Below are 22,274 nucleotides of genomic sequence, written 5' to 3'. Positions count from 1 at the left end.
GCCGGGGCCGCCCCGCCCGCCCCGCCGGTCCCTCAGCCGCGCGCCGCGAAGGCCTCGACGCCGTCGGCCACCCAGTCGTAGAAGGCGCGGACGTAGTGGAAGGGGGCCGCCCCCCAGCGGTGGGCGTCATCGGCCACGACGAGATCCTCGGGCACCTGGAGCACATGAGTGCCCAACTCGCGCGCCCTGTCGTAGTAATCGATCATCGCCCAGTTCGCTCCCAGGGCGCTCATGCCCCAGCTGCGCACGGTGGAGCGCCCCTGCGCCGTGCGGGCCGCCCAGGGCGCCTGGAGGAGGATCGTCCGCTCCAGCAGCCCGACGCGCTCGAGCATCGCCCCGAGGCGCGGCAGGGCGGCGGCGAAGAGCCCCTGGTGCTCGTCGGTGCCCATCTCGATGAGGCGCCCGCCCAGCGGCTCGTAGAAGTCCCGGCCCAGGCGCAGGCTCGCCGTCAGGCCCTCCGTGGAGCGGGTCAGCCAGTGCCCGGGGGAGGCCTCGATGACGCCGAGGCGCTCATCGGTGAGGTCCCACAGCAGCACGTCCGTGGACTCGGCCAGGCCCTCCAGCTGGGCCTCGGCGTCGCCAGCGGCGTCGGAGGCGAAGCAGCGCCGCGCGAAGGCGCCCTCCAGCGCGCCGGGGTCGATCGCGCTGACATCCACGACATTGCCCGTGGAAATGATGGACTGCCTGGCGACGTAGCGGGCTACCAACCAGCCGCGCTCCTGGAGCACCGTGGCGGAGTCCCTGCCCACGCAGGATCCGAGGATCGCCAGGGATCGAGCGGGGGCGGGAGTGGTCACTGGGGGGCGTCCTTACGGTGACGGGGCGCGTAGAGGCCAGGGCGGCGCGCGGCGCGGGGGGATGGTGGGGAGGAGGCGGGCCAGGGAGCCGCCGACCCGCTCATCCTACCGGCACTCCCCGGGGCGGGCGCCGCGGGACTCGCGGGGGCGCAGGTGGCGCGGGGCGCCCACTTGCGCCGGCAGCGCGCCAGGATCTCCTCCGCGGTGGCGCTCTCCCCCTTGGCCACGTTCCAGGACCACCAGCGGTAGTCGTGGGCGATCTCCGGGCCCGGGCCGTCGCCGATGAGCTGGCCGTCCATGAGCCAGATCGCGCGCGTGCACATCTCCTCGATGGTCTGGGCGGCATGGCTGACGATGAAGACCGTTCCGGCATTCGCGCGCAGCTCGGCCATCCGGCTCTCACTGCGCTCCTTGAACGCGGCGTCCCCGGTGGACAGGGCCTCGTCGATGAGCAGGATGTCCGGGCTGGCCGACACCGCGATCGCGAAGCGCAGCCGCGAGGCCATCCCCGAGGAGTAGGTGCTCATGGGCCGGTAGATCGCCTCGCCGATGCCCGCCAGGCCCACGATCCCCGGCAGGGCGGCGCGGGCCTGCTCCGGCGTCATCCCCATGGCCAGGCAGCCGAGGATGACATTGCGCTCCCCGGGAAGGTCCGGCACGAGGGCCGCGTTGACGCCCAGGAGCACGGGCGTGGAGCGCGCCAGGACCCTCCCCGAGCGCGGCGTCTCCAGGCCCGCCACGATGCGCAGAAGGGTGGACTTCCCCGAGCCGTTGCGCCCCAGGATCCCAAGCGACTCACCGGCCCGCGCCACGAAGGACACCCCCTTGAGGGCGTCGACGGCCACGCGCGGGCGGCGCCCGAGGGCCCTCATCGCGATCCGGCGGGAGGGGCTGAGGGCGCGCATGGCCGAGGCGTCAGCCGAGGGCGCCCGGTAGCGCACATGGAGGTCGTCGACGACGACGGTCGCGGGCGCCGCCGCGCGCTGGCCGGCCGACGGCGCCCCGTGGGCGGAGGGGGGCTCAGCGCTCGACGCCATAGGACTCCTCCCTCATCCAGAACAAGACGTACCCGGCGCCCACGGTGATGAGCGCCCACAGGCCCATGACCGCCCAATCACGCCCCGGTGGCACGCGCTGGTAGAGGATGACGTCGCGGTACATGGCCAGCAGCTTGTAACCGGGGTTCCAATCGACGACGAGCCTGGCGGCGGGCCGGTGCGTCATCTTGTCGAAGGAGAAGAACACCCCGGAGCCGAAGTACCAGAACTGGGCCACGAAGGGCCACACATTGCGCATGTCAGGCAGCTGCGCCGTGATCCTGGAGGTGAACAGCGCCAGGCCCAGGGCGAGGAGGCTCTGCAGCGCGAAGATCGGCGCGATGAGGACCCAGTGCCATGAGGGCCAGGCGTGCGGCGGCAGGATCATGACGATGATCAGCAGGGCGGCCAACGGCGGCAGCGTGTCCAGGGCGCCCCGGATCGTGAAGGAGATCGGCAGGGCCACCCTGGGGAAGGAGAAGGAGCGGATGAGGTTCCTGCCCGCGAACATCACCTGGCCCCCGCCGGTGATCGCCCGCTGCAGCGTGGGGAACATCGTGACCCCCACCAGCAGGTAGCCCACGAAGTTGTCGATGCCGCGGTTGGTCTCCAGCAGCAGCCCGAAGACCACGAAGAACACCAGGGCGTCGAGCATCGGCTTGACGATGAGCCAGATATTGCCCAGGAGGGTCCCCCGCTGGGTCCCCAGGGCGCGGGCGCGGGCGTCGGCCCAGATGAAGTGACGGCGCCGCCAGGTGCGGCGGATGTACGCCAGCAGGGGTGGGCGCTTGCCGACGGGCCTGAGCCCCGCTGAATCCGGCCTCTCGATCCAGGGCTCCGCAGGACTGATACTCATCGCACCTCCTCATGAATCGCGCGTACTGTCATCCCATTCTCCTCCCAGGTGGGTAGGCCACTCCCAGCCGACGGCGTGATGTGGGCCGCTCGGGCCGCGGCGCCATCGGCTCCGGCCTGGGCGAGCAGCCTGATCCGCGCCGCCAGCGCGCCGGCGTCGCCCGCGGGGAAGAGGAGCCCGCCGCCCCGGGTGACCTCCACAAGCGCGGGCAGGTCCGAGGCGATCACCGGGCGTCCGAGCGCCTGCGCCGTCAGCGGCTTCAGCGGCGTGACCATCCGGCACACCGGCGTGTCCCGCCGGGGCGCGCAGAAGGCGTCGAGCGCCTGGTACCAGCCCAGGGCCTGACCCGCAGGGACGCGGCCGGGCAGGACGCAGATCCCCGACCCCGGGCCCAGCAGGCCCAGGTCCTGGGCGAGCGCGAGCAGACCGGGGCGGCTCACGCCGTCGCCGACGATCGCGCAGCGCGCGTCCACGCCCTGGGCGCGGGCGAGCGCCACGGCCCGCAGGAGCACGTCGAATCCCTCGTAGTCCACTAAGGACGAGACGCTTCCCACCCAGAAGCCCCCGGTCGGCAGGCCCAGGCGGGCGCGCGCCTGGGCGGGGGAGAGGGGCTCGGCGGCCAGGACCTCCCCCTCCACGGCGTTGGGCACGACCGTGATCCTCTCGGCGGGCACGCCCCGGGCCACGAGGTCATCGCGCTGGAGCGCCGACAGGACGATGATGGCGTCCGCCTGCCGGGCCATCTCGGCCTCCTTGGCGCGCAGCAGCGCGAATCGCTGGGAGGCCAGGGCCTCAGCCTGCTGCTCGGGGGGCCGGGAGGCCACCCAGGTGTACTCCAGCATCCCGCGCATCTCGTAGACCCACGGCAGGTCATGGCCGCGCGCCACGGCGGATACCACGAGGGCGTTGGCGTAGTTCGTCGTCGTGTGCAGCACTTCGGGGCGGAAGGCGGCCACCTGCTGGGCCAGGAGCCGCGCCGTCTGCGCCAGGCGGGTCGCGGGCGTGGGCGCGAGCCGGGAGGGCAGGAGCCGGAGGTACTCCACGCCGTCGACGACGTCGCGCGAGCCCGCCCCCGCGCGGCCCACGGTCACGGGGTATCCGATCCGGGTGACCGCCCGCGGCTCCTCGCCCGCCCGCCGCTGGGCGAGGAGCAGGTGGTGCGAGCGCAAGGCGTAGCCCGACTGGGTGTGCGGCACGGAGTTGGTCAGCAGGTGCAGGACCCGGGGGGCCGCTGATCGCAGTGGCCCCTGCCAACCGGGGGAGGGGGCGGCGGGCAGCGCGAAGCCCGGGGACATCGTCGCCAGCTCGGCGGACAGGCGCGCCCGGGCGGCCCGGATCGAGTGATGGCTCCGTCCGGGAAGCCTGCCCCGGGAGGAGGGGGAGCGGGCCAGGACGGCATCGAGCGCCCCGATCGCCTCATCCAGGTGCCCCCGCGACCACAGGTCGCGGGCCTGGATCCTCGCCGGGGCGGCCCCGGCCCCGTCGGGCAGGAGATCGGTCAGGCCCACGGCCAGGGCGATCTCAGCCGCCAGGCGCTGGCCCAGGGCGCTGCTCGGGCGGGCCTGGGCGAGGGCCCGCGCCGCCAGCGCCGGACGATCGGCGAGCAGCGCGGCCAGGGCGGCGCGCGGCGAATCATCGGCCGCGCCCGCGCCCACCGCCCCGGACAGCGCCGCGCGCGCCCCGTGGGGAAGGCGGCGGGCGCTCTGCAGCGCCAGCAGCAAGGGGTCCTCCGCCATGTGCCGCGCGGCGGTGTCGGCCAGGAGGCTGACGGCGCGCAGCCTGGTGAGAGCCGCGGGAGGCGCTGCGCTTGGGGCCGGGGGGAGCGCGCAGAAGCGCGCCCGGTGGCCTGGGGGCTCAGCCATGGGTGACCTCGTTGAGCAGTTCCTCGTAGCGGGTGACCTGGTCGCGCCGGCGCGCGTGGCGGGAGAGCCACTGCCGCCCGGCGCTAGCGGTCAGGCCGGAGCGGTCCGCCGCCAGGTCCGCCCAGGCGGCGGCCAGCGCCCCGGGATCCTGCGGGGGGACCACGAGCCCGGCGCTCGCGGAGCGGATGATGTCGGCCGCCTCGCCGTCGACAGCGCCGCTGATATGGCGACCGGTGGCCAGGGCCTCGTAGAGCTTGGAGGGCACCGTCATGGACATGGCCGGCCAGTCCTGGAGGCTCACGAGGACCGTGTCGGCCCAGGCGTAGTGCTCGGCCACCGCCTCGGGGGCGACCAGCGGCAGCATCTCCACCGGGGCGCCCAGCCTCTTGGCGGTGGCGCGGATGTGGGCGGCCCGCGCGCCGTCGCCCACGATCCGCAGGCGCAGGCGGGCCCCCCGGCGCTCGGCGAGGACCGCCGCCTCCACCGCGGCCGCCAGCCCCTGGCTGCGCCCAACGGTTCCCAGGTACACGACGCGGAGTTCGGGGCGCCCATCATCACCGTCCCGGCGCGGTGGGGGAGCGGGCAGCACCCAGTCCGACGGGGTCGCGCTGTTGCGGATGACCTTCACCCTCTTCATGCCCCGCTCCCGCAGCGCCTGGGCGAAGGACTCCGTGGTGGCCACGACGGCGTCGGCCCTGCGTTCCAGGACGGTGACGAGCGGGGGGACGAGGGCGGCGCCGTGGCGCAACGAGCGCGGAGCCCAGGCTCCGACGCCGCGCGGGTCTCCGTCGGCACCGCCTGTCGCGCCAGCCCCGCCCGAGGGCCCGGCCCAGTGGTGGCTCGAGTCGAGGATGTCCGGCCAGGCGTCGCGCAGCTCGGCGACGACGGGGCGCCGCAGCGCGCCCCCGACCGCCAGTGCCGCGGGCAGGGTCGGCAGGCCCGGGACCGAGCCGATGACGACGTCGGGGCGGTGCCTCCCCCCGAAGCGCGCCAGGGCCAGGCGCGCCCCGTCCGCCGCGGCGAGCGCTTGATCCGCGCCGCGCCCGCCGATCCCCACCCCGTAGGGCCTGAAAGCCGTGCGGTGGATCATCGCCCCGCTCTCATCGCGAGTGATGGCTCCCGGGGCGAACCGGGGTGAGGAGTCGAGCAGCGCGCCAGCCGGGTAGTGCGGGGCGGGAGTGAGCACGGCGAGCTCATGACCGCGCTCCACCAGGCCGCGGGCCAGCCACTGCCAGCGGTTCTGGGGCGCGCCTGTCTCCGGCGCCCAGTAGTGGGTGAGCAGGAGGAGCCTCATCCCTGCTCACCATCCTCAGGGACACCGCCCCTGGGACTGGAGCCGCCCTGGCCGCTGTAGCCCTGGCGCTCATGGCGCTCCTGGCGCTCCTGGCGCGCCGCGCCCACGAGCGAGGGCAGGCTCATGTAGCAGGCCAGGACCACCAGCATCCCGATAACGCCCGGCGCCCACGCGACGCGCCCGCCTGGCCCCTGCCAGGAGGCCAGCGCCACCGCTGAGCAGGCCGCCGCGCAGGCGCCCACGAGGAGCGCCACCGCCCAATGGGGCCACCCGGCGGCGACGAGCCGCTGGTAGACGTGTTCACGGTGTGGCTCGTACCAGCGCTGCCCGGAGCGGGCGCGGCGCCACAGGGTCAGGCCCGTGTCGGTGGCCAGGATGAGCAGCGGGGCCACGGCGACGAGCAGTGGCACCCCGGAGGCCAAGCAGAGGGCCGCGCCGAAGGACCAGGCCGCCCCGAGGGCGTAGGAGCCGGAGTCACCCAGGAAGACCCGGGCGCGGGGCGCGTTGAAGGGCAGGAACCCGGCGACCGCCCCGCCGAGCCCGGCCATGACGAGCGCCAGCCCGGGGATCCCCACCGACAAGGCCACATGCGCGTAGTACGCCGCGGCCACGAGGGCGTGCCCGGCGGCTACCCCGTTCGCGCCATCCATGAAGTTCGTGGCGTTGACCATGGCGACGGCGCCCGCCCCCAGTGGGATCACGAGCCACAGCGGGGCCCCCGTGATCGACGTCGTGAGCAGGGCCAGCCCAGCGCCCAGGATCGCCTGGGCGATGAGGCGCCCCTTGATGGGCAGCGTGTACAGGTCGTCGCCGAGCCCCAGGATCGCCAGGGCGAGAATCGTGGAGAGCCCCGCGCTCAGCACCTCGATGAGCCTGCCGGAGCGGACCATCGGCCCCCCTGCCATGGCGCCGGCCAGGCCCGCCCCGACGGCGATGACCGCGGCCAGGACCAGGGCGCATCCGCCTCCTCGGGGCACCGGCCCGGCGTGGAGGGAGCGGCCAACGGGGACATCGATGACGCCGGCCCTCCGCAGCACTGGGATGATGGCGGCGGTCAGGACAGCCCCGGCCGAAAGGCCCATGAGGGCGCCAACGGTCGTGCCCCAGGCCCAGGCCCCGGGCGGCTGCGGGATCCAGAATGCCTGCTGAATCATGTGGGGGCGCCTGCCCGCTCGACGGCGCCCCTGGCGGTCGGAGTGCCACTGGGGGCGGCGGTCGGCTGCCTGCTTGCCGGGGCGCGCATCCATCGGGTGGCCGACCTGACGCCGGGGCCGCCGGTCTGGCCGTCCGCGGGGGCGGCGGCCCCGGGGCCCGCGACCGGCGCCCCGGGAGCGGGGGCCCGGCTCGTGCCCGTCATCCACCTGCGCACGAGCTCGCCCTGGGGGCCCCACTCCGAGCGCAGGCGGAGATCATCGATGTCCTGGAGGAGCCCCAGCCCGAGCGCCGCGACATCCACGTGCGAGATGAGCGGGTGCCAGGGACGGCGGTCGGCCTCCCCGGCGCCGAACAGCGACTCCGTCATCTTCTCCCCGGGACGGACCCTCGTGTAGGCCACCCGCGGCTCGTCAGCGCCCATGAGGGAGGCGAAGCGCCTGGCCAGGGACTCGATGTTGTGTGGCTCGCCCATGTCCAGGACCAGGACCTCGCCGGAGCGCCCCAGCGCCCCGGCCTGGAGGACCAGTTGGCAGGCCTCGTTGATGGACATGAAGAAGCGCTCCATGCGGGGATCCGTGACGGTCATGGGCAGTCCACGCTCCAGTTGGGAGGCGAAGGTGTGGAGCACCGAGCCACGCGAGCCCAGGACATTGCCGAAGCGCACGGAGATGAAGCGCCGATCGGCAGGCAGGCTCAACCCCACGGCGGCGGTCAGCCGTTCGGCGATGCGCTTGGAGTGGCCGAGCACGCTGGTGGGATCGGCCGCCTTATCGGTGGAGATGTTGATGAACAGGCGCACGCCATGGCTGGTCGCGGCCGTGAGGAGATCTCGGGTGGCGGCCACGTTGGTCAGGAAGGCCTCCTCTGGGAAGCGCTCGGTGAGGGTGAGGTGCTTGAGGGCGGCGGCGTGGAAGACGATCGTCGGGCGGGCCTCGTCGAAGAGGCCGCTAATGAAGCCGGGGGCGCGCAGGTCCCCGAGGATGAGGTCGGGGGAGTCGAGCATCGCCTCGCCGTCGAGGGACAGCTGGACGGCGTGCAGGGCGGACTCGTCCCTGTCCACGAGGATGAGCCGCTCGGGCCGGTACCTCGCGATCTCATGGCACAGTTGCGCCCCGATGGAGCCCCCCGCGCCGGTCACGAGGATTCTCTCGCCGGTCAGGTAGGAGGCGATGGCGTCAACATCGGTGTCGATCGCCCGGCGCCCCAGCAGGTCCGAGATCTCCAGGGGGCGGAAGATCCCGGTGCCTCGCTGGGCGACGGCGCTCGGCGGCGCGGGCGCGAGGGAGGGCGCCAGGCCCATGAGCTCCTCGGTGCCGGGCATGACCCGTATCGCGAGGCCGAGCTCGCGCGCCCGGGCCACGACGCCGTCGACCTCCTCCGGCCTGGCCGAGGGCACCGCCAGCAGGACGAGATCGGCGCTGGTCTCCCGGGCCACCTGCGCCAGGGCGCGCCAGGGGCCGAGCACCCGCACCCCGGAGAGCCGCAGATGCCGCTTGGCGGGGTCGTCGTCGAGCAGGGCGACGGGCGTGTAGGGGGAGGACGGGTCGTTCTGCATGAGGCTGATCGCCGCGGCGCCGCCGCCCCCGGCGCCCATGACGATCGTGCGCCGGGCGCGTCTGCCGACCGGCCGCTGGCGCGCCTCGACCACCCGCAGGTAGAGCCACCGGCAGGCCAGGTGGAGGGTGAGGGCGGCGCCGCCGGAGAGGACAGAGTCGCGCAGCGGCAGGAGGAGGCCCGCGGACATCCCGGAGGCCGCGGATAGGGCGACGGCGATGATGACGTCGGTCAGCAGGACGAAGGGGATCTCATCGATGGTCGCGAAGCGCGCCCTGCCCCGCAGGAAGGCCAGGTAGCCGGCGATCTGGAAGATGATCGCCAGCAGCGCCGTCAGCGTGACCCCCATGCCCTCGGGGTGGGCGTCGATCCCCGTGGTCAGGCTGAGGGCGGCCACGACCATCACGGCCAGCCCCCACATCGCGGAGTCGAGGGCGGCGGTGGCGCCGTGGGGCAGATGCAGGCGGGAGCCGCCGATCTCCCGCTCCCGCCACCCGGGCCCCGACCCACCCCTCGTGAGCGATGAGCCCGTTGGCGGCGATGAGGGCCTCACGGGCGGTGGGGCCGTCCTCGCCCCGAGCTCGGTCGAGGCGGCGCCATGCTCAGGCATGGGGAGAGTCCTTCGTTCAGGGACAAGGGTGCGGCGCCTGCGGAGCCGGTGCATAACAGGTCAGGGGTTGTATCGGCCGTTATATCAGCACTGAGGCGCCTTCGGCGGCGTCGCCCCAGTATCCCCTATAAGCGCTGCTTGTGGAGTGGATTCGGTGGAGATCACAGGCTCCTCCCTTCGCGGGGGCGGCCGCGTGGTGGCCGGCCCTTGGTCTGCCAAGGGCGCTGACCGCGTTTTCGTGACAGCATGACGGCTGGAATGCCGCACGTGCCACGACTGCTCGCCGTCCCGACGACCGGTCCTCTGGCCGACGATCGATGAAGGAGGCGCCATGGGAGCCGATGGCGCGACCCTGCCCGCCGGTGGCGACGCCGTCGCCATCTATGACACGACGCTTCGCGACGGCGCCCAGCAGCAGGGCGTCTCCTTCACCGTGGGGGACAAGCTCTCCATCATCGCCCTCCTCGATGAGCTCGGCGCGGCCTACATCGAGGCCGGCTGGCCCGGAGCCATCCCCAAGGACACCGAGCTCTTCGCGCGGGCCCGGGAGTTGGACCTGGCCACCGCGCGGCTCGTGGCCTTCGGCGCCACCCGCCGCCCGGGCGCCCGCGCCGCCGAGGATTCTGGCCTGCGCGCGCTCCTGGACAGCGGGGCCGAGACGATCACCCTGGTGGCGAAGTCCGACCCGAGGCACGTCGAGCGGGCCCTGCGCGCGACGCGCGAGGAGAACTTGCACATGGTCGCCGATTCGACGGCCCTCCTGGTGGGGGCGGGCCGGGAGACGATGGTCGACCTGGAGCACTTCTTCGACGGCTTGCGACGGGACGCCGATGGCCAGCCCTACGGGATCGAGGTGGCCCTGGCGGCGGCCCGCGCCGGCGCCAGTGCCGTCATCGCCTGTGACACCAATGGCGGCGCCCTCCCGGGCACCATCGCGGACTCTGTCGCCCGCCTGCGCCGGGCCCTGGACGCCGCCGGGCACCCAGACTGCGTCGTCGGGATCCACACCCATGACGACTCGGGCCTGGCCGTGGCCGGCGCGATGGCGGCGGTGGAGGCCGGAGCCCGCCAGGTGCAGGGCTGTGTCAACGGCATGGGGGAGCGCACTGGGAACGCCGAACTGCTGACCATCATCGCGAACCTGGAGCTCAAGACCCGCTTCACCGCGCTTCCGGGAGATGAGGCCGAGCGGGCGCGGCGCTTATCTGAGCTCTCGCGCGTGTCGCGCTCCGTGGGGGAGATCGCCAACCGCGCCCCCTCCACCCGGCAGGCCTACACGGGGGCCAGGGCCTTCGCCCACAAGGCGGGCCTGCACGCCTCGGCGATCCGCGTGGATCCCGACCTCTACCAGCACGTCGACCCCGCCCGCGTGGGCAACACGATGAGCATGCTTGTCTCGGAGATGGCGGGGCGCGCCTCGATCGAGCTCAAAGCCCGCGAGCTGGGCATCGACGCCTCGGGGCAGGGCGACGTCCTGGGCAGGGTGGCCGAGGAGGTCAAGGCCCGGGAGGCCGTCGGCTACGCCTACGACGCCGCGGACGGCTCCTTCGAGCTGCTGCTGCGCCACGCGCTGGGGGAACCGCCCGACTACTTCCGCGTGGAGTCCTGGCAGGCCTCGGTGCGCGCCGCCCCGGTGGGGGCGGATCGCCTCCTGCCGGTGGACGGCTCCACCCACACCCAGGCGGAGGCCACGGTGCGCCTGCGCGCGGGCGGGAGGCGCTTCGCGGTGCTGGGGGAGGGCAATGGCCCGGTCAACGCCCTCGACGCCGCCCTGTGCGATGCGCTGGCGCAGGTGTACCCGGAGATCCGGGCCTTCGAGCTGACCGACTACAAGGTGCGGATCCTCGACGCCGAGCGGGGCACGCGCGCGATCATCCGAGTGCTCATCGACCTCACCGATGGCGAGCGCACCTGGTCCACGGTGGGCGTGGGCACGGATATCGTCGAGGCCACCTGGGAGGCCCTCACCGACGGGCATGTGGTGGGGCTGATCCGAGCCGGCGTCAGCCCGCGCTGAGAGGAGGGCCAGCCTGAGGGTGCCGGCATTCTCAGCGCGCGGGCGGACGCGGGCCTCTAACCCGCGGTAATAGAGGATCTGGCATCGCGCCGGGGAAAGGGATCCTCAAACCTCGCCATGGCCCATCGCCCTCTGGGGTGGCTGACGGGGCTTGAACCCGCGACCTCCTGGACCACAACCAAGCGCTCTGCCAACTGAGCTACAGCCACCATGCGCAGTTCCCGCGATGAGCAGGACCGCAACGAATCGGTACTGTATCGGCTCGCTCAGAGCTCCGGCAAACCGGGGGCCGTGGACTGCGTCACGCCGCGGCCCGGGCCTGCGCCCCCGGCTGCTCGCCGACCCGCGGTCCGCGCGGCTCAGGCCTGGCTGCCGGCCGCCGTCGTCGGGTTGGCGAGGATCTGGGCGGCGATGGCCCGGCAATCATCCGAGGACGGTCCCTCGCCGTCGGGGAACAGCACCGCGCGGTAGTAGCGCAGCTCGTCGATGGACTCCAGGATGTCCGCGAGCGCGCGGTGCCCGCCGTTCTTCTCCGGGGACTGGAAGTAGGCGCGCGGGTACCAGCGCTTGGCCAGCTCCTTGATGGAGGAGACGTCCACTACCCGGTAGTGCAGGTAGTCGATGAGTTCGGGCATGTCGCGCGCGAGGAAGGCCTTGTCCGTGCCCACCGAATTGCCCGCGAGCTGCGCCGTGCGGGCCGTGGGAGCGAGGGAGCGGACATGGTCGAGCACTGCCTGCTGCGCCTCGGCCATTGTCAGCCCCTGCTCAAGTTCGTCCAGCAGGCCGGAGGAGGTGTGCATGCCGCGCACGAAGTCGTTCATCTGCTCCAGGGCCGCCGCCGGCGGCTTGATGACGACGTCGATCCCCTCCCCGAGCGGCTTGAGCTCGTAATCGGTCACCACCACGGCGACCTCGATGAGCGCGTCGGCGCCCAGGTCAAGGCCAGTCATCTCGCAGTCGATCCACACCAGGGGATCCGAGGTTGTCATCTGTCGGCTCACGGGCCAGCAGTCTAGTCCGGCCGGTCGCCCCCGGAGCCCGCCACCGTCAATGTCTCCCCATCGGCCCGCCGCCTGACGTAGATTCGGTCTTAGCGCCACCCCTCTCCCCGCAGATCACGGAGTTCCTCGATGACATCCCTCGATGAGCCGCGTCCCCTCGGCAGTTCCTACTTGCTCAAAGAGCGGATCGGGCACGGCGCCCAGGGGGAGGTGTGGCTCGCCAGCAGGACCGAGGAGGCTGACGGCGCCGCGACGCCGCTGGCGGTCAAGATCCTGCGCTCCGATCTCATCGACGACCCCAGCGTCGTCGAGCGCTTCGTGCGCGAGCGCGCCACCCTCATGCGCGTTCACTCGCCCTACGTCATCGCGGTGCGGGACATGGTGGTCGAGGGCACGACCTTCGCGATCGTCATGGACTATGTGCCGGGGCCGGACCTGCGCGAGGCGGTCATGTCCACCGGCCCCCTGCCGCCCGCCGCGCTCGCCCGCCTGGGGGCTCGGATCGCCGAGGGCCTCGTCGCCGTGCACGCCGCCGGCGTGGTTCACAGGGACATCAAGCCCGCCAACATCCTGTTGGAGGACTGGCAGGCCGGCGCGCGACCCGGGCGGCACGCCTCCCCGGCCGAGCCGTCACCCGCCCAGGTGCCCGCCGACGCCGCTGCCGCCACGATGACCTCCTCTGCCGTGACCACCTGGGGCGACGGCGGCATCATCGCCCCGATCCCCAGGATCGCGGACTTCGGGATCGCCCGCATCTGCGATTCGCTGGCCACGGTCACCGGAACCGGCGCCGTCGGAACGCCCCTCTACATGGCGCCGGAGACGATCGCGGGCGCCCAGCCCGCCCCTGCCGCGGACGTCTATGCCCTGGGCATCGTCCTGTACGAGCTCGCCTGCGGCGTCCCGCCCTACGCGGGTCAGCCCGTCCAGGTGCTCGCCCAGCACGCCCAGCGCGACCCGGGCCGCCCCGCGGGCATCCCGGACGGCCTGTGGAGCCTCATCGCCTCCATGCTCGCCAAGCGCCCCGACCACCGCCCCACGATGCGGCGGGTCGCGGAGAGCTTGGAGCAGATGGTCCCGGCGCTCCAGGGCCTGCCGGCCACGGCGGCCCTCACCTCCCCACCTCCGACCATGCCCTCGGTCACGCCCTACGGCTGGGAGGAGGCGGCGGGCCCCGCCGCGGCGGGCGGGGGAGCGGCCTCCGACGGCGCCCAGCAGGCCACGCTCATGAGCTCGGCGGGGACCGTGCCCGCCACCGCCGTCATGCCGGGCGGAGTGGGCGCCGCCGCGGGCCCCGGCCAGGGGTGGCCCGGGGGAGGCCTGGGGAGCCCCTCACTGCCCGCCGCGGCCTACTCGCCGCCGGGGCCGGCGCTCGACGGCGCCGCCCCTCCCCGCGGACGGCGCCGCAAGGCGGCGCTCGGCGGCCTGGCCGTCCTCCTCGTCCTCTCACTGGCCGCGGGCGGGGCGTGGTGGTGGCTCCACGGCGGCACGGGGGCCGAGGGGCGGTCGGCCATGGGCTGGACATCGGGTATCACCGCGGGCAGCGGCGCCGACTCCCAACGTGAGTTCAAGGACGCCGACGGCGAGATCCGGCTGTCCCCCGAGGGATCGGTGATGCTCGCCAAGACCGGTGGGGCGGGCAAGTACAACACGTTCTCCCTCTACGACCTGGCCTCCTCGTCTCAGGGGGCCGCCTGGACGGGGGAATGCGACAGCGCGGTCGCGTTTTGGACCGAGCGCCAGGTGATCTGCCGGAGGAACAGCGCGAGCGCATCCGTCCTGGTGTCCCTCGCCGCTGACGGGACGGCGACGGAGAACACCTCCCCCCTGTCCAAGGACCAGACCCCCATCGGCTCCGATGGGACGCGGGCGATCGTTCACGGTGGCGGGTATCAGGGCAACCTCATGGCCCTGGACAGCGCCGGGAACACGGTGTGGACCGTGCGCGGCGAGTATCGGAAGGCGATCATCCGCGATGGCTTCATCGAGGCCTACGACTCGTGGTCGCAGCAGACGGTGGTCCTCGACTCGGCCACCGGGAAGCGGATCGTGAGCAGCTCGTCGGGCGACTCATCGGATTTCGACGGCCGAAATCCGCAGCCGGGGGGCATCGGGATCGACGCCGGGCCGCAGACCGTCTACCAGTGCGATCGAAGCAACTGCACGGTCTACGACTCGGCTGGCAACAGCGTCGGCACCGTCACCGACCCCGGTAGGAGCTCCTGGGTGCTCTCCGGCCCCGTCACGCCCAAGCGCCTCCTGGAGATCCTCCAGCGGGCAGGCGAGGAGGGGATCCAGGGCGGCGAGATCGATCTTGAGGGATCCATGAGGCTCCCGAGCCTCCAGGAGCCCAATTCTGACGGCAAGACCCTCGTGGCGGGGGCGGAGCGCATGGATGTGGTCACCGTCGACTCCGAGGCCTGCACGGCGGTAGTTGGCGGCACCTCGCTGTCCATCCCTCCCAAGGAGGTGAGCGACAAATGCCGCATCAACCCCGTTGGCTGGACCGCCGGGGACAAGGCGATCCTCGTCCAACTCGGTGGATCGGGCTCAGGCGCTCCGGACAAGGACGACATCCTCGGGGCCTACGACCCATCGACCGGTGCCGAGCTGTGGCGCGTGCCCGGCGACTGGGCCGCGGTGCCCGGCCGGGGCGCCGCGGCGGATGGATCAGCGGTCCGGGCGGCGGGCATCGATCCAGCCGGCCTGCGCGACCTCTTCCTCATCTGGCACGCCAAATCCGTCTTGAAAGGCGAGTACGTCCTCTACCGCGCCAACGGCTGAGGTAGTTCAGCGGCGGCCCCGGCGCCACAGGCCCACGTAGCACACGGTCAACGCGACGACGAGAATGGCCCCCAGCACGCCGAGGTTCGCGAGCCATTGCCCGGAGGCGTGATCCCACAGCTCATCGCTGCGCAGCGGGTTGATGGTGTTGAGATCCACCGTCCCCGCCGTCATCGCGAAGCCCCAGCGCGAGGGCATGACCCAGGAGAGCTGCTCGAAGACCGCCTTGCCCGTCACGGGAATGATGCCGCCGGACAGGACGAGCTGCGCCATGATCGAGACCACGAGTACCGGCATGACCTGCTCGGAACTGGACACGAAGGCGGACACCGCCAGGCCCAGCAGGCCGGAGGCGAAGGCCACCGCCCACAGGCCCATGGCCAATTCGAGCCCCGGATTCCCCAGGAGGATCGCCTCGGAGGGGGCCTTGTTGAGCGCCAGGGAGATCCCCACCATGAGGCTGACTTGAATGGTGACGATGAGCGCGAGCACGATCGTCTTGGCCAGCAGGTAGGAGCCCGAGCGCAGGCCGACCGCCTTCTCGCGCAAGAACACGTCCCTCTCCCCGATGAGCTCGCGGATTGTCACCGACATCCCGGAGAACGCCGCGCCCGTCACCAGGATCACGAGCAGTTGCAGCACCTGGTTGGAGTAGTAGACGCATGGCTGCTCGGCGGTGGGCTCGGGGATCACCGGGGTGGAGAAGCCGTCGCTGCCTGGGATCGCTTTGGTCAGCAGTCCCATGACCACGGGCAGCGCCAGCATGAACACGAGGTAGGAGGGGTCTGCCGCGATGATGCGCAAGTGTCTGCGCACCAGGGTGGACATCTGCCGCAGCGCCGACTGCTTGGGGATCCGCCTCGTGGAGGCGTCCACCTCCCGCTCCTTGGCGGGAGCGCCGCCGCGGCGCGTCGAGGGCACGGTCGCTTCGAGGTACTGCCTGAGTTCGGGGGTGTGGTTGCGGATGAGCGCGTACACATCCGCGAACCCGTCGATCGCAGGCGGATCGGTGAAGTCGCCCTTGGGCGCGTAGAGCTTGAGCCTGCCCTGGCTGGTGAGTTCGGCGTGACGCTGCCGGAAGTGGGTCAGGATCTGCTGGGGCGGGCCGTAGTAGACGGGCTTGCCGCCGGCGGCCAGGATGAGGACCTTGTCCGCCCTGTCGATGTGGTTCTCGTTGTGCGTGACCACGACGACTGTGCGCCCCGTGTCACCCGGCCGGGTGCCGTGCGCGAGACTCGCGAGCAGGTCCATGACGTCGCGGTCGAGCTGGGGGTCGAGGCCCGACGTCGGCTCGTCGAGGAACAGCAGTGAGGGGCGGGTGAGCAACTCGATCGCCGTCGACACCCGCTTGCGCTGGCCTCCGGAGAGCTTCTTGACCCGCTTGTCCACGTGCTGGGTCAGGTCGAGATCCTCGAGGACCTCGGCGATCCTGCGCCTGCGCTCCTCCTTGGACACGTCCTTGGCGAAGCGGAGCTCGGCGGCGTAGTCCATCGTCTGCTGGACGGTGAGCGCCTGGTGGATGACGTCGTTCTGGGGGACCACGCCGATCTTGTTGCGCATGATCGGGTAGTGGTCGTAGACGTCGATCCCGTCGAAGAGCACCTGGCCGTGCTGGGCCTTCTGCTCGCCGGTGAGGGCCTTGAGCAGGGTGGACTTGCCCGCCCCGGAGGGGCCGACGACGGCGAGCAGTTCGTTGCCGGGCAGGGAGAAGGACACGCCGTCGAGGAGGCGCAGGTCCCCGCCGTTGACCTCGAAGACGAGGTCCTGGCCGATGAGTTCGCCGCCGGTGCCCGCGTTGACCTGCACCTCGCAGGTGCCATCGGGATTGACCGCGATGAACGTCGCGCCAATGCCCACGATGCTCGGCCGCGTCACCAGGACGCGCGGCACCCTCTGGGGGCCCAGGTAGATTCCGTTCGTCGAGCCCAGGTCCGTGATGAGGATGCCCTGCGGCGTCGGCTCGATCCTGGCGTGGTGCTTGGAGACGAGCGGGTCGTCGAGGACGAGGGCGTTGTCCGGCGCGCGGCCGATCGTCCCGGCCGCTGTGATGCGGAAGGCCTGGATCGTCTGGCGGCGCACGGGCGCTCTCATGCGATCCACGTCCTCGCCCGGCGAGGCGGCCGGGGGCATGGGCCCGGCCGGGGCCCCGGCGCGCGGCGCCGGGGGAGCGCCCAGGAGCGTCTCCGCGCTGCGTGTGTCGGGGGAGCCCACGGCCGTGGCGCGGCTGGGAGCATCCGCGGAGGGCGCCGAGGCGCCCGGGGCTAAGGGGCTCCCGGAGGCTCCGGCGTCCCGGGCCCCCTCCTCGGGCCGATCGGGGTGGCTCTTAGGCGGGGCGGGGCGGGGATCGGGGCGGGCCATTGTCTGGCCCGAGTCCCGCGGCGAGGGTTCCTGGACCGCGGGGGGCCGCCGCGGGCCGGGGGCCTGGGTGGCTCCCGCGGCGCCATCGGCGTCAGGGGCGGGCTGACCCGGCGCCCCAGCCGGCCCCGTGGGCGCAGGAGCGCCTGCCGCCCCTGGGGGGCCCTGCTGCCAGAGGGGCCGCCCCGCCGCGGGCTGGTACTGCCCGGGCGGAGGACTGGCGGGCGGCTGGGCGAAGGGCTGCCCGGGCCCTCCGGCGGGCGGCCCCGCGGGCGCCCCCATCGGGGGCATCATCGGCTGGCCGGGCGGTGACCCCATCGGCATCGCCGCCTGGGGCGCGCCGGGAGCCCCGGGTGGGGCGACGGGCCCGCCCACGGGGGTCATCGCGATCGCCGGCCCGGAGGCGTCGCCGAGCTGGATGCGCGTGCCATGAGTGATGAGGGCCTCTCGTACCGGCATGCCGTCGACCAGCATCCCGTTGCGGCCCTCGCACAGCACGTACCAGCCGGCGGGCTCGGGGCGCACGATGAGGTGGTGGCGCGAGACCAGCGGGTGGTTGACCTGGACCTGGCAGTCGGGCGTGCGGCCCACCCGGAACGGCTCGGTGAAGGTCTTGGGCTCCGCCGGGGCATGGGAGGACAGTGACTGAACGACGAGCGCGATGGGTGGCACGGCGATCCTTCCTGACGGGCAGACTGGTTCACGCGAGGACTGGGGCGGGAGGCCGGAGCGCTGCGGGACCGCCGCGGTGAGCCGCCTCAGCCTGGCGCCGACTCCCCACGCCACGATACCGGGTGGTCGGGATCGGGACACGGCGTGGCGTAGGCTGGATTCAGCGTCGGGCGACCCGGCGCGAGCCTCCATAGCTCAATGGATAGAGCATCGGCCTTCTAATCCGCAGGTTCCCGGTTCGAGTCCGGGTGGGGGCACCGTTGGAGTAACGCCGTTTTCCGGGGTCCTGGGCCCGGATGGGGGCATCGCCGCGCCGGGTTGGTCAAGCGCGATCAGCCCTGTTCCCATATTGTTGGATCATGCCCCCTACCGCCCCGTCGGCATCCCCAGCACCCCATGGGGAAGCCCTGCCCTCCTCGGCGCTCAGCCGCGCCCAACTCATCGAGGTGCTCAACAGCACCGTTGGCGACCTTGAGCGGCTCGATCTGGCGCTGGGCGCTTCCGAGACGGAGGCCGCTCGCCGTCTGCGCCACAGCCTCATCTGCCAGATCCGCGACCACGTCCTGCCCCGCATCGCCGACGCCGAGGTCCCGGCGATCGTCGTCGTCGGCGGCTCCACCGGCGCTGGCAAGTCCACCCTCGTCAACTCCGTGCTCGGGGCGGAGGTCTCCGTCGCCGGGGTCCTGCGCCCGACGACGCGCACCCCCGTCCTCGTGGTCAACCCCGAGGACCGCGAGTCACTCAGCGACCACTCCCTCGCCAGCGTGTGCGAGATCCAGGAGTCCGAGGCGGTGCCCGCCGGCCTGGCCCTCGTGGACGCCTCTGACCTGGACTCGGTCCACGAGTCCAACAGGGTCTTGGCCGCGCGCCTCCTGGAATCGGCCGACCTCTGGCTGTTCGTGACCACCGCCGCCCGCTACGGGGACCAGACGCCGTGGACCACGCTGGAGGCCGCCGCTGAGCGGAAGATGCCCATCGCGGTCGTCCTCAACCGCGTGCGCGCCGACGTCCTGCCGGAGGTGCGCAGGGACCTGATGACCCGCCTGGACCAGATCGGACTGGCCGAGGCCCCCTTCTTCGTCATCCCCGACGCCGGCCCGCACGAGGGCCTCCTTTCCGAGGACGCTGTCGGTGAGATCCGCGACTGGCTGCGGCTCCTGGCCGGGCGGCATCGCGCCGCCGGCCTCGTGCGCCGCGGCGGCCGCGGCCTGTGGTCGGCCCTCAAGAACGACCTGGCCGCCTTGGCCGACGCCGTCGATGTCCAGGACGACGCCGCCAAGCGCCTGGAGGAGGCCACCGCCGCGCTGCTCGTCGATCCCGGCGCCGAGATCCGCTCGGACCTGGAGCGCGGGGAGATCGGTGAGGGCGCGCCCACTACCCGGTGGGTCACCCTGGCGTCCTCCGGCGCCCCGCTCGCCCCCCTGGCCACGGGATCGCGCCTGCCCTGGGGCCTGATCGGGCGCGCCGCCAAGGCCCGGGCGGAGGCCCTGGCCAAGCTCGCCTCCGATTCCCAGTCGGCCCTGGCCTCGCGCCTTGAGGCCGCCCTTATCTCCCTGGCCGACGACGTCCAGCGGATCTGGGCCGAGGCCGGGGCGGAGGAGCCCGCTGGGCGCCTCCTGCCGGCTGTCCCCGACTCCGAGGCGCTCATCGCCGAATGGGCCGACGCCGTCCGCGCCGACCCGGGGGCCTCTGCTCGCGGCCTGCGCGGGACGGCGCTCGGCGATCTGATCATCGCGGCCGCCGCAGGCGTCGAGGGCTCGCGAGGAGCCACTGACAGGCTCCGCCTGGCCGACGCCGTGAACTCCGCGCGCGCCTCCCTGATCACCACGTTCGACGCCGCCCTGGCGCGCGTGGCTCCCCCCGGGACAGCCCTCGGACTCGCCCCCGACCCCGCGCTCGCCGCGGCGCTGCGCCTGCGCTCGGGTGAGCTCACGCCCTTCACCCGCCCTGGAGCGACCGCATGACCACTTCTCCTCAGCCTGATCAGCCCCGCACCGCCTCCACCGCCCAGGAGGACTCCCCGATGGTGCTCGACGCCGCCCATCTCGACGCGCGGCTCCACCGTCTGCGCGCGGCCATCGACTCCTGCCCGATGGAGGTCTCCGCCTCCCTCGCCCTGCCCGCGCGAACCAGCCTCGAGGAAGTCGGCGAGCGGCTCGTCCTGGGCGTGGACCACACGGTCGTCGCTCTCCTGGGAGGCACCGGATCGGGGAAGTCCTCCCTCTTCAACGCGCTGTCCGGGCTGCAGTTCGCCGATGTGGGCGCCCGCCGCCCCACCACCTCGGAGTCGGCGGCCTGCACCTGGGGCGATGACGCCATCGCCCTGCTGGACTTCCTGGGCGTCAACGACGAGCGCCGCATCCGCCGCGAGTCCCTCCTCGACGCCGACGACGAGGACGAGCTCGCCGGTCTCGTCCTGCTCGACGTCCCCGACTACGACTCGGTGACCACCGAGCACGCCCTCCAAGTGGACCGGCTCGTGCCCCTGGCCGACGTGCTCGTGTGGGTGGTCGATCCCCAGAAGTACGCCGACGCCGCCCTCCACGAGGGCTACCTGCGGGGTCTGGGCGCCCGCCAGGAGGACATGCTGCTGCTCGTCAACCAGGTCGACACCCTACCCCCCGGAGGGCAGGAGCGCCTCCTGAGGGACATCCGCTCCCTCCTGGACTCCGATGGGCTCCACGAGGTCCGGGTTATCCCCGTCTCGGCGGTCCGCGGCGACAACCTCACCCAGGTCCGCGACATCCTCATCGACAGGGTCTCCCGCGAGTCCAACGCCGCGCGCACCGCCTCCGCCGAGCTCGACGCCATCTGCCTGCGCCTGCGCCCGTGCGCCGCGGCCCACCCCGTGGGCACCTCGCCCGAGCACGAGGCCGCCGCGGTGGACGCCCTCATCCACGCCTCGGGCGCGCGCGCCGTGGAGGCCTCCATCCGCGAGGGACTGGCGCGGCCGCTGCCGCGGGCCCTGGCCCGCCCGGAGGCCCCCTCCCGCCCAGCCGTGACCGCCATCCGCACCACGTGGATGCGCCGCACCACCGAGGGCCTGCCCGCCGCCTGGCTGCGCAGCGTCGACGCCGAGGTCATGAGCCCGGAGGCCCTGGCCGCCCAGACCGCTGAGGCGGTCGGCTCCATCCGCCTGCCCGGGCGCCGCTCGCCGATCATCGAGCTCGGCTGGTGGGGAGGCCTCATCGCCACGCTGCTGGGGCTTGCCTGGGGCGGTCTCATGATCGCTCAGGGCGGCAACTTCCTCATCCCCATCTCCCTGCTCGTCATAGGCGCGCTGCTGTTCCTCTGGTCGGGGGCCCGCCGTATCGCGCGCGCCGATCAGGAGGCCAACGACTACGCGGACCGGGTGCGCGAGAGGCTCGCCGTCGTCGCCGCCCGGGGGTTGACCACGCCCGCGCAGGGCGTGCTCGCCCGGCATCGGGAGCTGCGCGAGGCCCTGCGCGTCTGAGCGCGCGCGTCTGAGCTCCCAGGCGCCCGGCGCGGGGAACCACAGGCGTCGCGGCGCCACCCGAGCGGGCCCGCCTGGGGGCCCGTCGGCCCATGGCGCAGCCGCCTCGGGCACTGTGGGAGGGAACCGGCGCCCGGCCGGATCCCCACCCACAGGAGTCATCATGACGCACCAGCTCGACCTCACCATCCAGGGCACCCTGGGCACGAACCCCGTCCTCACGTTCTCCGGGAGCGATGAGCGGCGCCTGGCCTACTGCCGCTTCCGAGTCGCCACCACCACCCGCCACCGCACGCGCTCAGGCCAATGGGTTGACGACCCCACCATGTGGTTCACCGCCAAGTGCTGGGGAAGCCTGGCGATCAACGCCGCTGAGGCCCTGCGCAAGGGGGACCCCGTCCTCCTCGCCGGACGCATGACCCAGGAGGCGTGGGACTCAGGCAAGGGCGTCATCATCACCAACGTGCTCAGCCTTACCGCTGTCGGCCATGACCTCAACCGCGGCTTCACCCGCTTCGCCCGCGTCCGCCGTGATGAGAACGGCAATGAGCTCTCCGACGGCGCCACGACCCCCGCGAGCCCGTCGAGCGCGCCGACGCCGGGCGCCGCCAGCGCGGGATCGGCGGACGCGGCCGAGCCGGCGGCGGGAGCGCAGGCCGCCGCCCCGGGGCCTGCGGCGCCCGCGCCGTTACCGGCGGACCACTGGGAGGTGCCGGCCGAGCGTCCCGGACGGTCGGCGGGGCCGGCCTACGTCGTCGTCGATGACGAGGCGGTCCAAGAAGAGGGGTAGGGGCGCTCGTGGTCGGGCGCTCGCGGTCGGCGCCCT

14 protein-coding genes and 2 tRNA genes are annotated in these 22,274 nt (G+C 73.1%); 6 read left to right on the top strand and 10 right to left on the bottom strand.

Annotated features, from left to right (window positions below; translation table 11 throughout):
• Positions 1 to 32 precede the first annotated feature (32 nt).
• The 7 genes from GVV76_RS06910 to GVV76_RS06880 are packed head-to-tail and all read right to left on the bottom strand — an operon-like array spanning position 33 to position 9,165.
• Positions 33 to 797 (bottom strand): DUF6270 domain-containing protein, encoded by a 765-nt coding sequence (locus tag GVV76_RS06910; RefSeq protein ID WP_159524136.1) that lies wholly within the window; start codon positions 795 to 797, stop codon positions 33 to 35.
• Complete coding sequence (locus GVV76_RS06905; protein ID WP_159625904.1) at positions 794 to 1,834, bottom strand: ABC transporter ATP-binding protein; 1,041 nt, start codon at positions 1,832 to 1,834, stop codon at positions 794 to 796. Before GVV76_RS06905 ends, GVV76_RS06910 begins: the two co-directional genes overlap by 4 nt.
• Positions 1,818 to 2,690, bottom strand: a complete 873-nt coding sequence (locus tag GVV76_RS06900; RefSeq protein ID WP_159625902.1) for an ABC transporter permease — start codon at positions 2,688 to 2,690, stop codon at positions 1,818 to 1,820. Before GVV76_RS06900 ends, GVV76_RS06905 begins: the two co-directional genes overlap by 17 nt.
• Entirely contained in the window at positions 2,687 to 4,552 is a 1,866-nt protein-coding gene (locus GVV76_RS06895; RefSeq protein WP_159625900.1) for a glycosyltransferase, read from the bottom strand. The genes GVV76_RS06900 and GVV76_RS06895 overlap by 4 nt, the downstream gene beginning before the upstream one ends.
• Positions 4,545 to 5,846 (bottom strand): glycosyltransferase family 4 protein, encoded by a 1,302-nt coding sequence (locus GVV76_RS06890; protein ID WP_159625897.1) that lies wholly within the window; start codon positions 5,844 to 5,846, stop codon positions 4,545 to 4,547. The genes GVV76_RS06895 and GVV76_RS06890 overlap by 8 nt, the downstream gene beginning before the upstream one ends.
• Entirely contained in the window at positions 5,843 to 7,000 is a 1,158-nt protein-coding gene (locus GVV76_RS06885; RefSeq protein ID WP_159625895.1) for a glycosyltransferase family 4 protein, read from the bottom strand. The genes GVV76_RS06890 and GVV76_RS06885 overlap by 4 nt, the downstream gene beginning before the upstream one ends.
• On the bottom strand, positions 6,997 to 9,165 hold the full coding sequence (locus tag GVV76_RS06880) for a polysaccharide biosynthesis protein (protein ID WP_201292212.1): 2,169 nt from the start codon (positions 9,163 to 9,165) through the stop codon (positions 6,997 to 6,999). The genes GVV76_RS06885 and GVV76_RS06880 overlap by 4 nt, the downstream gene beginning before the upstream one ends.
• 331 nt (positions 9,166 to 9,496) lie before the next feature.
• On the opposite strand from GVV76_RS06880, the gene cimA reads away from it, so the two are divergent.
• The gene (gene cimA / locus GVV76_RS06875; protein ID WP_159625893.1) at positions 9,497 to 11,182 is read left to right on the top strand and encodes a citramalate synthase; all 1,686 of its coding nucleotides are present in this window, start codon (positions 9,497 to 9,499) and stop codon (positions 11,180 to 11,182) included.
• 133 nt (positions 11,183 to 11,315) lie between these two features.
• Here the strand turns inward: cimA and GVV76_RS06870 are convergent.
• Both GVV76_RS06870 and orn read right to left on the bottom strand, forming a co-directional pair.
• A tRNA-His gene (locus GVV76_RS06870) sits at positions 11,316 to 11,391 on the bottom strand.
• Between the two features lie 150 nt (positions 11,392 to 11,541).
• On the bottom strand, positions 11,542 to 12,171 hold the full coding sequence (gene orn / locus GVV76_RS06865; protein WP_159524144.1) for an oligoribonuclease: 630 nt from the start codon (positions 12,169 to 12,171) through the stop codon (positions 11,542 to 11,544).
• A gap of 141 nt (positions 12,172 to 12,312) precedes the next feature.
• Here orn and GVV76_RS06860 point away from each other — a divergent pair, with 141 nt between their 5' ends.
• The gene (locus tag GVV76_RS06860) at positions 12,313 to 14,967 is read left to right on the top strand and encodes a serine/threonine-protein kinase (RefSeq protein WP_159625891.1); all 2,655 of its coding nucleotides are present in this window, start codon (positions 12,313 to 12,315) and stop codon (positions 14,965 to 14,967) included.
• 6 nt (positions 14,968 to 14,973) lie between these two features.
• On the opposite strand, the gene GVV76_RS06855 is transcribed toward GVV76_RS06860, so the two are convergent.
• Positions 14,974 to 17,994 (bottom strand): ATP-binding cassette domain-containing protein, encoded by a 3,021-nt coding sequence (locus GVV76_RS06855; protein WP_159625889.1) that lies wholly within the window; start codon positions 17,992 to 17,994, stop codon positions 14,974 to 14,976.
• A gap of 184 nt (positions 17,995 to 18,178) precedes the next feature.
• Between GVV76_RS06855 and GVV76_RS06850 the strand changes: the two genes are divergently transcribed.
• From GVV76_RS06850 to GVV76_RS06835, 4 genes are all read left to right on the top strand, one after another.
• Positions 18,179 to 18,251, top strand: a tRNA-Arg gene (locus tag GVV76_RS06850).
• Positions 18,252 to 18,353: 102 nt separating this feature from the next.
• The gene (locus GVV76_RS06845; RefSeq protein ID WP_159625887.1) at positions 18,354 to 19,958 is read left to right on the top strand and encodes a GTPase domain-containing protein; all 1,605 of its coding nucleotides are present in this window, start codon (positions 18,354 to 18,356) and stop codon (positions 19,956 to 19,958) included.
• Positions 19,959 to 20,017: 59 nt separating this feature from the next.
• Positions 20,018 to 21,448, top strand: coding sequence for a GTPase (locus GVV76_RS06840; RefSeq protein ID WP_159625985.1), 1,431 nt, complete (start codon positions 20,018 to 20,020; stop codon positions 21,446 to 21,448).
• Positions 21,449 to 21,611: 163 nt separating this feature from the next.
• Complete coding sequence (locus tag GVV76_RS06835) at positions 21,612 to 22,238, top strand: single-stranded DNA-binding protein (protein WP_159625885.1); 627 nt, start codon at positions 21,612 to 21,614, stop codon at positions 22,236 to 22,238.
• Positions 22,239 to 22,274 lie beyond the last annotated feature (36 nt).

Origin of the sequence: Actinomyces sp. zg296 (assembly GCF_009829695.1) — a bacterium.
Classification (GTDB): domain Bacteria; phylum Actinomycetota; class Actinomycetes; order Actinomycetales; family Actinomycetaceae; genus Actinomyces; species Actinomyces marmotae.
The sequence above is the reverse complement of the archived record's forward strand: the minus strand, read 5'-3'. Positions and strand labels throughout refer to the sequence as shown.